Origin of the sequence: Rhizobium sp. 'Codium 1' (assembly GCF_020889605.1) — a bacterium.
In the GTDB taxonomy this organism is placed as follows: Bacteria; Pseudomonadota; Alphaproteobacteria; order Rhizobiales; family Rhizobiaceae; genus Allorhizobium; species Allorhizobium algae.
Window position 1 is genome coordinate 51,536 of record NZ_JAJGPW010000008.1, and the last position, 13,194, is coordinate 64,729.

The 13,194-nt window shown below is 63.7% G+C and carries 9 protein-coding genes; 1 reads left to right on the top strand and 8 read right to left on the bottom strand.

The genetic code is table 11. The annotated features are described in order from the left end of the window. Positions 1–14: 14 nt before the first annotated feature. Positions 15–1,505, top strand: a complete 1,491-nt coding sequence (locus LJE98_RS17675) for an oligosaccharide flippase family protein (RefSeq protein WP_229576532.1) — start codon at positions 15–17, stop codon at positions 1,503–1,505. Positions 1,506–1,524: 19 nt separating this feature from the next. Here the strand turns inward: LJE98_RS17675 and LJE98_RS17680 are convergent, their stop codons facing one another. From LJE98_RS17680 to ccmI, 8 genes are all read right to left on the bottom strand, one after another. Beyond that, a complete protein-coding gene (locus LJE98_RS17680; protein ID WP_229576533.1) occupies positions 1,525–4,476 on the bottom strand; it encodes a bifunctional [glutamine synthetase] adenylyltransferase/[glutamine synthetase]-adenylyl-L-tyrosine phosphorylase in 2,952 nt (983 codons plus the stop codon). 53 nt (positions 4,477–4,529) lie between these two features. Continuing rightward, positions 4,530–5,945, bottom strand: a complete 1,416-nt coding sequence (locus LJE98_RS17685) for a sensor histidine kinase (protein ID WP_229576534.1) — start codon at positions 5,943–5,945, stop codon at positions 4,530–4,532. Position 5,946: 1 nt separating this feature from the next. Next, entirely contained in the window at positions 5,947–6,705 is a 759-nt protein-coding gene (locus tag LJE98_RS17690; protein ID WP_324255864.1) for a response regulator transcription factor, read from the bottom strand. Between the two features lie 97 nt (positions 6,706–6,802). Beyond that, a complete protein-coding gene (locus tag LJE98_RS17695) occupies positions 6,803–8,350 on the bottom strand; it encodes a Do family serine endopeptidase (RefSeq protein ID WP_229576535.1) in 1,548 nt (515 codons plus the stop codon). 461 nt (positions 8,351–8,811) lie between these two features. Then, positions 8,812–9,267 carry a cytochrome c-type biogenesis protein gene (locus LJE98_RS17700; RefSeq protein ID WP_229576749.1) on the bottom strand — a complete coding sequence of 152 codons (456 nt, stop codon included), beginning with the start codon at positions 9,265–9,267 and terminating at the stop codon, positions 8,812–8,814. Between the two features lie 143 nt (positions 9,268–9,410). Beyond that, positions 9,411–11,399, bottom strand: a complete 1,989-nt coding sequence (locus LJE98_RS17705) for a heme lyase CcmF/NrfE family subunit (protein WP_229576536.1) — start codon at positions 11,397–11,399, stop codon at positions 9,411–9,413. Continuing rightward, the gene (ccmE, locus tag LJE98_RS17710) at positions 11,396–11,848 is read right to left on the bottom strand and encodes a cytochrome c maturation protein CcmE (protein ID WP_229576537.1); all 453 of its coding nucleotides are present in this window, start codon (positions 11,846–11,848) and stop codon (positions 11,396–11,398) included. The genes LJE98_RS17705 and ccmE overlap by 4 nt, the downstream gene beginning before the upstream one ends. Then, positions 11,845–13,050: a c-type cytochrome biogenesis protein CcmI gene (ccmI, locus tag LJE98_RS17715; RefSeq protein ID WP_229576539.1), complete on the bottom strand. Its 1,206-nt coding sequence runs from the start codon at positions 13,048–13,050 to the stop codon at positions 11,845–11,847. The genes ccmE and ccmI overlap by 4 nt, the downstream gene beginning before the upstream one ends. Positions 13,051–13,194 lie beyond the last annotated feature (144 nt).

Genomic DNA, 13,194 nt, shown 5'->3' on the forward strand with positions numbered 1-13,194 from the left:
ATCAAGGGACCGCAATGGCCAGTGCAGGCAAGCCGCGCAATCGGCTCTATGTCAATTTCATCATCAACCTGATCGGCGCCCTGCTGCCGATCCCGGTGATGATCCTGACGGTCCCCGTCTATATCGATTATGTCGGCGATGCGCGCTACGGCGTCATCTCGCTGATCTGGGTGATGATCGGCTATCTCGGCTTTCTCGAGCTCGGTCTGGCACCCGCCACGATCAACGCGCTGGCCCGCCTTGATCATTCCGATCAGCGCGAACGCGCCCGGGTCATCGTCACCTCCTTTACCATCAACGCGTCGATGACCTTCTTCGGCGCCTTCCTGCTCTATCTGCTCGGTTCCTACATCGTTGGCGGCGTGGTGCAGGTGCCGGTCGAGATCGAGGATGAAGTGAAGGCGGCCATGCCTTGGATCGCCCTTCTCCTGCCCCTCGTCATCCTGAACGGTGCCGGCATCGATGCGATCGAGGCGCGGGAGAATTTTGCGCTCGCCAATGTGCTGCAGGTCTCTGGCGCCATCTTCGCGCAGATCCTGCCGCTCGCCTTCGCCGTCTTTGTCTCGCCAGATCTCGGCACAGTCATCCCCGGCGCGGTGCTTGCCCGGGTGCTGCTGATGCTCGCCATCTTCGTCGCCATCAACTCGATCGAGGGACCGATCCGGATCACCGATTTCGACATGGACCGGGCACGCAAGCTCCTCTCCTATGGCGGCTGGGTGACGATCTCGTCGGTGTTGACCCCGATCCTCGGTTCTCTCGATCAGTTGATGGTCGGACGCTTCTTCGGCGTCGCAGCGGTCACCTATTACGCCGTGCCGCTCAACCTGATCTCGCGCAGCCAGATCATCCCCGGCGCCATCTCGCGGGCGATTTTCCCGCGACTCGCCAGTTCCATGCCGGACGAGGCCAAGGCACTCAGCGCCCGCGTCCTCGTCATCACGGCACTTCTCTATGGCGGCATCTGCGCCTCGACGATCCTGCTGATGGATCCGCTCCTGACCCTCTGGCTCGGAGACGCATTTGCCGACCGGGCGGGTGTGCCCGCAACGATCCTCGTCACCTCGATCTGGCTCAATTCGCTGATCTTCGCGCCCTATTGGCTGATCCACAGCCAGCACCGTCCGGACCTCATCGCCAAGCTGCATCTCGGCCTTCTTCTGCCCTTTGCCGGTGTCCTCGTCCTGCTGACCATGCAATTCGGCATCGTCGGGGCCGCGGTTGCGGCCGCACTCAGATCGCTCTTCGACTTCGGCGGTCATCTGGCACTGAGCGGCATCCTGCGGCGCGTCGTCCTGCCGCTTGCCCTGCCCTTTGCGCTTCTGGCCGCCGCGACCTTTGCCCACCTGACGATCGACGACTGGCTGACCGCCTTCATTCTCGCCTGTGCCGTCTGGCCCCTGGTGGCGCTTCTGGTCTTCCTGCTCGATCGCGCAACCTTCAACCTGCTGCTCGGCTTCGGCCTGAAGCCGCTGAAGCTGATCAGCGGCCGCGGGGGCGCCTGAGCCAGCGGCAACGCTTCCGTCAGGCCACGACCCGCGCAAATACCTTGCGCACCGCCTTCGCCAACCGCTTGATCTCGGCTTCCGTGGTCTTCAGATCCGGGCAGTCGGCCGCGCGCGCCAGGCGATCTGTGAGACCCGCCGGGACGTTTGCCGGTTCGAAGGGACCATCGATGCAAAGACGGATTACCTGCGACAGATCGGTGTAGAGCTTCAAGGCTGTCAGGCAGGTATCGAGATCATTCGGATCGATGAGCTCACCCAGGGCCTTCAACGCGTCCGCCGTCGAAAGCTCATTGGTCCGGACGTGGAGCCCCTTGGCCGGCGCCGTCAGCGCCAGATATTGCGCAATGAACTCGATGTCGATCAAGCCGCCGGGAATGAGCTTCATATCCCAGATGTCTTTTGGCGGCTTCTCCTGCTCGATCAGCGCCCGCATCTCGACGACATCCTTGACGGTCTTCGCCGTATCCCGTGGCGCGCCGAGCACTTCCTCGATGATGCCTTCGGCCTCCTTGATCAGGCTCTGATCGCCACACAGCATGCGCGCCCTGGACAGCGCCATATGCTCCCAGGTCCACGCCTCCTCGCGCTGGTAGCGGGCAAAGGATCGGAGCCTTGTCGCGACGGGCCCCTTGTTGCCGGAGGGTCTCAGCCGCATGTCGACCTCGTAGAGCACACCTTCTGCCGTCGGCGCCGAAAGCGCCGCGATCAGCCGCTGCGTGAGCCTGGTGAAATACCGCACGGGATCGAGCGATTTCACACCATCCGATTCCGGCGCGTCCTCGTCATGTTCGTACAGCAGGATCAGATCGACATCGGAGCCCGCCGTCAATTCGTAGGAGCCGAGCTTGCCCATGCCCGCCAGAGCGACGCGGCCGCCGGGGATCTTGCCATGGGCGATCTCCATCTCCGCCACCACAGCCTTTAGCGCTTCGTCGATGACGAGGCCGGCGAGATCGGTGAAGGCATGGCCGGCCTGCGCGCCACCGATCGCGCTGGTCAGCAGCCGAATGCCGATGAGGAAGCGCTGCTCGGCGGCGAAGATGCGCAGCCGGTCGAGAATTTCCTCGTAGTGGGTGGCGCCGGAAAGAAAACTCTTCAGTCGCCTGCCGAGATAGTCGCGGGTGGGAAGCTCGACCAGGAGGACCGGATCCAGCATGCCGTCGAAGACATGCGGTCGCTGCGCGATGATCTCGGCGAGCCGCGGTGCGGCCGCCATGATGTTGACGATCCGGTGAAGAAGGGCGGGATTGTTGCCGAGCAGGGAGAAGAGCTGGATGCCGGCAGGAAGGCCCGAGAGGAAGTTGTCGAAGCGCAGCAACGCCTCGTCGGCACGCCGGCTTTCGCCGAAGGCTTTCAGCAGATCCGGCGTCATCGCGGTCAGCCGCTCGCGGGCCTCGACCGATTGCGTCGCACGGTAGCGACCGTAGTGCCAGGTCCGGATGACCCGTGAGATGTCCTCCGGCCGCTCGAAACCGAGGTCCTTCAGGGTCTTCAGCGTATCGGGATCGTCCTTCTGGCCGGTAAAGACGAGATTGCCGGTCGAACTCGACAGGCCCTCCTCCTTTTCGAACAGCCGGGCATACCTTTTCTCGACCGTTTTCAGTGCCGTTTCCAGGGCCCGGGAAAAGGCCGTCGTGTCGATGAAACCCAGCATGAAGGCGATGCGCTTCAGCTCCGCCTCCGTTTCCGGCAGGACGTGGGTCTGCTCGTCATGCACCATCTGGATGCGGTGCTCGACGTCACGCAGGAACCAGTAGCAGTCGGTGAGTTCCTCCGCCGTCTGATCATCGATCCAGCGGGCGGCGGCGAGCGCCTTCAAGGCCTCCTCGGTCGGCCGGCAACGCAGGTCCGGCATGCGGCCGCCGGCGATCAGCTGCTGGGTCTGGGCGAAGAACTCGATCTCGCGAATGCCGCCGCGCCCGAGCTTGACGTTGTGCCCCTTGACCGCGATCGCGCCATGCCCCTTGTGCACATGGATCTGGCGCTTGATCGAGTGGATGTCTGCGATCGCCGCGTAGTCGAGATATTTGCGGAAGACGAAGGGCACGAGTTCACGCAGGAAGCCCTCGCCCGCCTTGAGGTCGCCGGCCACGGGCCGAGCCTTGATGAAGGCGGCGCGTTCCCAGTTCTGTCCCCTGCCCTCGTAATAGATAAGTGCCGCCTCGACCGGCACGGCAAGCGGCGTCGAGCCCGGATCGGGCCGCAGCCTCAGGTCCGTTCGGAAGACATAGCCGTCGGCGGTCCGCTCCTGCAGGATGCGCACCAGACGACGCATCATCCGCCCATAGGTTTCCATTGCTTCATCGGGATCCTTCAGGATGCCGGCTTCCGGATCGTAGAAGATGACGAGGTCGATGTCGGAGGAATAATTCAGCTCGCGCGCGCCGAGCTTGCCCATGCCCAGCACGATGAGCCCGCTGCCATGGGCCGGATTGTCGCGATCCTTCAGCGTCAGCTTGCCGCCGTCATGACCCGTGAGAAGCAGGTGGTCGATGGCAGCTGCCACCGCGGCATCCGCCACGGCGCTCAGCCAGGCGGTGGTGTCACGCGCCGTGAAGACGCGGGCGAGATCGGCGAGCGCGCTCAGGAAGGCGACCTTGCGCTTGGCGCGTCGCAGCCGCGCCATGACATCCGTCTCCGCAGGAGCGACACCGGAGGCATCGGGCCTCCAGGCGGTGCGGGCCTCCTCGACTGCGTCGAGGAGTTGCGGCTCCAGCGGCGATGCTATGGCTTCGAGCAGCAAGGATGGCGTGAGGTTCGCGACATCGCGCAGATAGGGAGAGAGAGTAAAGGCCGCGAGCACGAATTGGCGCAGCGGCCCCTCTGCCGACAGATGTTCGGCAAGCCCCGCCTCCTGCTTCGTCAGGTCCTTCAGCAGGCTGACTGCAGCCTTCAATTCCGTCTGGTTCAGTGGACGGATCACGCCCTCCACCACATCGGACAATCTGCTCGTCCTGCCGTCTCCCATCAGCGCCTCCTCTCCCGGCCGAGATTGCCTGGCGAATCTCGAGCCCGGATAGGTTACGGCCTCATTCCGGGAAAGACCATCGTCGCCGTCAGGCCCGGATGGTCGGGGTGGCTGCGGGTGTCGGAGAGGACAAGCCGCCCGCCATGCAGGGCCATGATCGCCTCGACCAGAGAGAGTCCCAATCCTGTGCCCGGTTTCGAGCGGCTCTTGTCCAGCCTGACGAAGCGCTTGACCACCTCAGCCCGCTTGTCTTCGGCAATGCCGGCTCCCTGATCGGAGACTGAGATTTCCAGGCCAGCGTCGCCACGCGCCACGCGCACGCGGATCTCGGACCCCGCATCGCCCTGGCTGCCATACTTGATCGCATTGTCGATCAGATTGGCGATCGCCTGACCCACGAGTTCGCGATTTCCCCGAACCGATAGTCCTTGTGCGATCTCGCAGACCATGACCTGTCCCGCCTCTTCCGCCACGGGTTCGTAGAGTTCGGCACTGTCGGCAGCGATGGTGGAAATGTCGATGTCAGTCAGCTCGGCCGCGATCGACCCGGCTTCGACGCGGGAGATCATCAGCAGCGCGTTGAACGTCCGGATCAGCTGGTCGGATTCGGAGATGATCGTCTCCAGCGCCGCTCTTCTCGCCTGCGCATCGTCCTCGTCCAATGCGTCGGCCGCCTTGTTGCGCAGGCGTGTCAACGGCGTCTTCAGGTCATGGGCGATGTTGTCGGAGACCTGTCTCAGGCCTTCGTTCAATTGCTCGATCCGCCCCAGCATCTCGTTCAGGGACGAGGACAAGCGATCGAACTCGTCGCCTGAACCGGAAACCGGCAGACGCTGCGACAGATCGCCTGAAATGATCTTCTGACTGGCCGCCGAGACTCGGTCGATGCGTTTGAGCGCATTGCGGCCAATGGCAAACCAGATGACCAGCGCACCGACTCCCATGATCAGCAGCGCCACCATCAGCGCCTGCCGCACCAGTTGGCGCAGCTTGCCGGGCTCGCCAAGGTCGCGGCCGACCAGAACCCGGATGCCGTTCTCCAGGACGAAGACATGCCCGGTCGCCAGATGACGCTTCGCAACGCCACTGTCGGTATAGCGCTGATAGCGGAAGGGGAAATTGGTCCAGCCCTCCTCGTCGAAGACGCCGGGCTGCAGCGAGGCGACATTGCCGGCAAGGATCTCGCCGGTCGGGCTTGCAATCACGTAGAGATTGGCACCCGGCTGCCGCGCGCGACGTTCCAGGGTCCGCAGGAGCTGGTTGATCCCGCCGCGCTCGAAAGCGCCCTGGATCTCGGTCACGTCCTGGCGCAGTGCCTCACGCGTCTGATTGTTCATGATACGCTCGGCAAGCCCCGTCACGTAGAAGACGAGGAAGGCGGCGCACAGCGCGAAAAGAATGATGTAGAGCGCGGAAAGCCGGACGGCCGTGGACTTGGCCAGCACCCCGAGACGGGACTTCAGCCGCATGTCAGCCTTCGTCCTTGATCATGTAACCGGCACCCCGCACGGTCTTCAGGAGCGGCCGGTCGAAATCCTTCTCGATCTTCGACCGCAGGCGCGAGACATGCACGTCGATGACATTGGTCTGCGGGTCGAAGTGATAGTCCCAGACGTTTTCGAGCAGCATGGTGCGGGTCACCACCTGGCCGGCATTTTTCATCAGATATTCCAGCAGGCGGAATTCGCGCGGCTGCAGGAGGATTTCCTTGCCGGCCCGCTTCACCTCGTGTGACAGACGGTCGAGTTCGAGATCACCGACGCGATAGGCCATGTCCTGCTCGGGCTTGCCCTTGCGGCGGCCGAGCACCTCGACACGGGCGAGCAATTCGGAAAAGGCGTAGGGTTTGGGCAGGTAGTCGTCCCCGCCGGCGCGCAGACCCGTCACACGGTCGTCCACCTGGCCGAGGGCAGACAGGATGAGAACCGGCGTATCGATGCCACGCTTGCGCAGTTCGCTGATGACCGAAAGGCCATCCCGACGCGGCAGCATACGGTCGACGATCATGACGTCGTAGGTATTTTCCGTGCCCATGAAAAGACCGCTTTCGCCGTCACTCGCGTGATCGGCGACAATGCCGGCCTCGCGAAAGGCCTTGGTCATGTAGGCTGCGGCTTCCAGGTCGTCTTCGATGACAAGTATCTTCATGCGCGCGACATTAGCCTCGGCATCCGCCACCGTATAGCCGGTTTCGCCGGTGTCCGGCTGTCCCTGTTCCACGATCCCCATGCTTCGTCCTTTCCTGACACCAGACGGTCACCGACCGTCGAAAACGACACGGGGCGCCGACGGCCTTCGACCGCCGGCGCCCCGTGTCACATCACAATCAGCCCTGGTTGATCGGAAGCGCCACGAAGCGGCTGCCATTCTCCGATTCGACCTGGAAGAGCGCCCGGGTGCGGCCGTCCTTCTTGGCCTGGTCGAGAACCTTCTGCACGTCGGCCGCAGACGAGACTTCCTGGTTGTTGACCGAGGTGATCGTCTCGCCCGACTTCAGGCCCTTGTCGGCGGCGTCGCTGTCGGGATCGACATCGACGATGGCAAGGCCCTTCCCGTCTTCGGCCGGACGAACAGAAAGGCCGAGGCTCGACAGTTCCTGCTCGGCTTCCGGTGCCGGAGCCGCATTGTTCTCGGTCTCGGCACTTGCTGCCTGGTCGGCCGGCAGTTCGCCGAGCTTGACCTTGACCTCGGTTGCCTTGCCATCGCGCCAGAGTGAGACGTCGATCGTGGTGTCGGGTGCAAAGGCTCCGATGCGGCGGGCCAGATCACGCGGATCCTTGACCGGGTCACCATTGACGGCCGTCACCACGTCGCCCTGCTTGATGCCGGCCGCTTCACCGGGCGAACCGGCCTGCGGGGCAACGACCAGGGCGCCACTATCCTCGGCAAGGCCGAGGCTGTCGGCGATGTCCTTGGTCACGGGCTGGATCTGAACGCCGAGCCAGCCGCGCGAAACCGTGCCGCTTTCCTTGAGCTTGGCGATGACGTCGGTCGCGACCGAGGCCGGGATCGCAAAGGCGATGCCCACATTGCCGCCCGAGGGCGAGAAGATCGCCGTGTTGATACCGACGACTTCGCCGTTCAGGTTGAAGCCGGGTCCGCCCGAATTGCCGCGGTTCACGGCGGCATCGATCTGCAGGTAGTCGTCATAGGGGCCGGAGCCGATATTGCGGCCACGGGCCGAAATGATACCGGCAGTCACGGTGCCACCGAGGCCAAAGGGGTTGCCGACGGCGACCACCCAGTCACCGACGCGGACCTTCTCGTCATCGGCGAACTTCACATAGGTGAACTTCGTGTCGGGTTCGTCGACCTTGAGCAGCGCCAGGTCCGTGCGGCTGTCCTTGCCGACCAGCTTGGCGTCGTATTCCTTGCCGTCGTTCATCACGATGGTGAAGGCGGCGCCGTCGTCGATGACATGGTTGTTGGTGACGACATAGCCGTCTTCGGAGATGAAGAAGCCGGACCCCTGTGCGGTCGGACGCAGGCGACCCGGACCACGCTCGGCACGCGGGCCACGCTCCTGCGGACCACCTTCCATGCCTGGACCACCGAATTCGCGGAAGAAGCGCTTCAACGGGTGATCATCCGGCAGATCCTCGAAGCTGCGACCGCCAAAGTTGAAGGAAAAATTGCTTTCGTCGGACGATGCCGGCTGAACGTTCGACTGGACCCGGACGGACACGACGGCTGGCAGGACGGCCTGCACGACATCACCAAAGCTCGGCACCTGCGGCGCGTCCACTTCAACCGGTGCGGCAAGCGCCGGCACGGCGGCGAAGGGGGCGGCCGTCACCAGCATCATGGCGGCGAGGCCGGCGGTGGTGGAGGTCTTCAGGATCGACTGCAACGAACGACCTTTGTTCTTGGACATGTGATCTACCTTCATCTGTTCATCTGACTGGAGCCGCCGGCCAATCTGGCGGCGGGAAGCGGTGGATGAGGAGAGATATAGGAGCTGTCAGGTTACGGCGAACTGTACGGCAGATGAATTCTTCGTAATGTTCACCGACAGGTACGCCTGTCTTGGCCCCAGCCCCGGCTGACGCATCTATCCGTCCTGAAACCGGAGCAGTAAGCGCTATCGAAACAGCGGCTGTCAGATCCGCTCACGCTTCGTTTGGTGTTCGACCTTCGCGCCGGGCGCAGTCACGCGCCAGGGCACTTTTCGCCCCGCGCCAGAGAGCATCTGCGGCGCAAAGGCGGTTCGTTGCCGGAGACGATCTGATCCACCTTGAGATCGGCGCGGCCAGCGTGTCCTGACGATCCGTCATGGTCGCGGACGGCCGCCGGGCATGGCGCTGGCTGACGACGCCGATCTGGAAGCGCTCTTGACTAGTCCCGATCCAGCAGCTTGCCGAGCCGCGCTTCCTCGTCCGGCGACAGCTTTGCCACGGGCTGCACAGCGCGTCGGCGCGTGTAGACCACAGCCACGATCAGACCGATAATGGCAAGCGCCGCCGGTGCGCCCCAGAGCCCGATCGTACGGACACTCAGTCGCGGCTTCAGAAGCACGAATTCCCCATAGCGCGACACGACATAGTCCAGCACCTGCTCGTCGCTATCGCCACCCACCAGCCGCTCGCGCACCACCACACGCAGATCGCGGGCGAGTTCGGCGTTGGAATCGTCGATCGACTGGTTCTGGCAGACCATGCAGCGCAGTTCCGCCGACAGCGCCCGCGCACGCTGCTCGAGCACCGGATCGGCCAGCACTTCGTCCGGATTGACCGCGAAGGCATGAATGGGGGTCAGAAGGAGAGCCAGCAGGATGAACAGGCAACGCAGCATCCGGCGGCTTCGCCCCTCCGCCAGACCCTTTGTCAGCAAGCGGGGAGAGGACATGGTCGACATCGGCGGTTTCGCCCCTCCTTCCGCTTGCAGGAAGAAGCCGGCGGCAACTGCAAGTGGGGCAATCTTCTGAAACCAGGCCATCACTCCGCAGCCTCCAGTGCCGGCTTTGCCGCCACCTTGGCCCGCTTCGGCGCGCCAACGCGCAGTCTGCGGTCCGAGAGCGAGACGATACCGCCCGCCATCATCACGAGAGTGCCGTACCAGATGCAGAGGATCCAGGGTTTCCACCACACGCGCACCACGATACCGCCGTCTGCCATCGGGTCACCCAGCGACACATAGAGCTGGCTGAAGCCGAAAGTGACGATGCCGGCCTCCGTGGTTGGCATCTGGCGCGCCGTGTAGAGCCGCTTCGACGACCAGACATCGGCCACCTCGATACCGCCCTCGCGGATGGTGAAGTGTCCCTGATCCTCCGTGTAGTTCGGTCCGGTCGCGGCGCGAATGCCGTCGAAGGTCACGACATAACCGCCGGCCTCCGCTGTCATGCCGGGCTTCATCTCGACCACGGTTTCCGTCTCGAAGGTGGTCACGGCCACGACGCCGAGCACGGTCACACCCATGCCGAAATGCGCCAGCGCTGTGCCGAAGGCAGACCGCGGCAGGCCCTTGAGGCGGCTCCAGGCGGTCGACAGCGGATGCGTGCCGAAGCCTGCCCTGTACCAGAGATCGGCGATCGCTCCCCCCATGACGAAGAAGGCGAGCGCAAGGCCTCCCACTGCCATGACGGGACCGCCATTCTGCGCGTACCAAAGGCCAAGTCCGAGAACGAGCGAGAGTGCGGCCGCCACGTAGAGGCGCTGCAGAGCCCCGAGCAGATCACCGCGCTTCCAGGCGAGAAACGGCCCGAAGGGCACGGCCAGAAGCAGCGGGATCATCAAAAGCCCGAAGGTGATGTTGAAGAAGGGCGGACCGACCGAAATCTTTTCACCCGTCAGCGTTTCCAGAAGCAGCGGATAAAGCGTGCCGATCAGAACAGACGCGGTGGAGACAGTGAGGATCAGGTTGTTGAGGACGAGCGCCCCCTCGCGCGAGATCGGCTGGAACAGGCCGCCGGCCTTCAGCATCGGTGCGCGCAGCGCAAAGAGGGTGAAGGCCCCGCCGATGAAGATGACGAGAATGCCGAGGATGAAAACACCGCGCGTCGGATCGGTCGCGAAGGCATGCACGGAGGTCAGCACGCCAGACCGCACCAGGAAGGTACCGAGCAGCGACAGAGAGAAGGCGATGATGGCGAGCAGCACCGTCCAGATCTTCAAGGCATCGCGCTTTTCCATGACCAGCGCCGAATGCAGAAGGGCCGTGCCCGCAAGCCAGGGCATGAAGGAGGCGTTTTCAACCGGATCCCAGAACCACCAGCCACCCCAGCCGAGTTCGTAATAGGCCCAGTAGGAGCCCATGGAGATGCCGGCCGTCAGGAACACCCAGGCCGCCAGCGTCCAGGGCCGCACCCAGCGCGCCCAGGCGGCGTCGATGCGTCCGTCCATCAAGGCGGCGATCGCAAAGGAGAAACAGACGGAGAAGCCGACATAGCCGAGATAGAGCAGCGGCGGATGGATCGCGAGGCCGATATCCTGCAAGACGGGATTGAGATCCTGTCCTTCCGCTGGAATGGGCGACAGGCGGGCGAAGGGGTTCGAGGTCAGGAGAATGAAGAGGGTAAAGGCCGTCGTGATCCAGGCTTGCACGGCCAGCACGTTGGCCTTCAGGCGGTCCGGCAGGTTGGTGCCGAAGAAGGCGACCATGGCGCTGAACAGCGTCAGGATCAGCACCCAGAGCAGCATCGAACCCTCATGGTTTCCCCAGACGCCGGAGACCTTGTAGATCATCGGCTTGAGAGAGTGCGAATTCTGGAAGACGTTCTGCACCGAGAAATCGGAGACGACGTAGCCATAGGTAAGAACCGCGAAGGAAAAGGCGACGAGCAGGAAGAGCGCATAGGTCCCTGTTGTCGCGACGGCCATCATTGCCGCATCCCCGCGGCGGGCGCCGATGACGGGCAGGATGGAGACGACCAGACAGGTGGCGAGTGCCAGCACGAGGGCATAATGGCCAAGCTCGATGATCATCGGATCTCTTCCTCGCCGCTAAGTTCCACTCCTTGCGCCTTCAGACGATCGGCCACATCCTTCGGCATATAGGTCTCGTCATGCTTGGCAAGCACGGTATCGGCCACGAAGACCTTGCCCATGCCCTCGAACCGGCCTTCCGCCACCACGCCCTGCCCCTCGCGGAACAGGTCGGGCAAGATACCGGTATAGGTGACGGGAAGTTCGCTCAGCGTATCGGTGACGGTGAAAGTGATGGTCGATCCCTCGCCCCGCACGACCGAGCCGGTTTCGACCAGGCCCCCTAAGCGAATGCGGGTGCCCGGCTGCAGATCGGCCTTGGCGAGATCGCCGGGAACGTAGAAATAGGCGATCGACTGTCCGAAGGCGAACATGATCAAAAGCACGGCCGTCAGGATAAACCCCATGCCACCGGCAATCACAGCCAGACGTTTCTGTTTGCGGGTCATTGGCTCACCTCCTCGACATCAAGGCCGAGTTCCGTCGCCATGGCGATCAACTGCTGGCCCTCGGCGCCGTCAGCCGGGAAGGCCTTGAGGCCATCCTTCAGCGCGGCTTGCGCCCGTTCCTTGTCCTTCAGCATGGCATAGGAGCGGACGAGCCGCATCCAGCCCTCGAAATTGTTGGGGTCTTCCTTCAGCCGCGCATCGAGGCTCGCCACCATGCCGCGGATCATCTCACTGCGGTCGCCTTCCGACATCGATTGCGCATTGGCAATGTCGTCTGCAGAGGGATTGCCGAGTGTTGCCGGAGCCGTCGGCTGCACCGATGCCGCCGGGGCGTTGGCGAGCGGCACTCCGGCGCTGTTGGCAGCAATGTGCTGGTTGACCAGCGACATCCAGGGTGCGGTTGGCGGTGAGGCTGTGGCGATCGCCTGGAAGGCGGCCAGAGCTTCGGCACGACGACCGGACTGCTCCAGCGCCAAGGCCAGATAGAAATCCGCACGCGGATTGTTCGGCTCGAGCTTCAGCGCTGCCTGGAAAGCCATCTGCGCATCGTCCGTGACGATCCCGTCACTGCGCAAAACCAGCGTTTCGCCAAGGCCATTCATGCGCTCGGCATCGGGCCCCAGAATGCGGATCGCATTGCGATAGGCAATCTCGGCATCCGGCAGGCGGCCGATGCGGAAATAGACGGGCGCCAGCACGTTCCAGCCATTGCCGTCTTCAGGATTGCTTGCCAAATGGCGCTCGACCTTGGCCACAAGCAGACCAACGTCATCGCCGGGATTTTCGATCCGGGCGGCGAGCGGCGCATCGGGCGTGCCGGGGCTCCCGATTTCGAGATAGCCCGCGAGCCCGATGACGGGAAGACAGAGGAGGATGAAGGCCTGGGAGAGCCCGTAGCGACGGCGCGCAACAGGCCCGGCTGCGGCGGCTTCGAACGCCCGTTCGGTTGCCGCCTCGCCGGTGGTCGCACGTCCGGCGACCGCCAGCAGACGGCGGCCGATTTCGGCGCGCGCATAGTCGGCGTCATCGGCGGATATCAGGCCTGTCGCCTTGTCCCGCTCCAGTTCGCGCAGCTGGTCACGATAAACAGCCGCCTCGCCCTCGTCATAAAGGGATGCACGGGCCGATGCTCGCATCAGCGGAGAGAGCAGGATGACGGCGACAACGACCGTCAGCAGGGCGGAGATGATCCAGAACAACATGAGACCCAATTACGTCAAGGACGGGTGCTTTCCAACAGCCAAACACCCCCTGACGGAAAGTTGAGGCGTTTGGCCGCAAGACTTCTCTAGGCCGCCATAACCCGCCCGGCCTTGACCCAAGTCAAGCGGGAAGAGTGGCCTTCC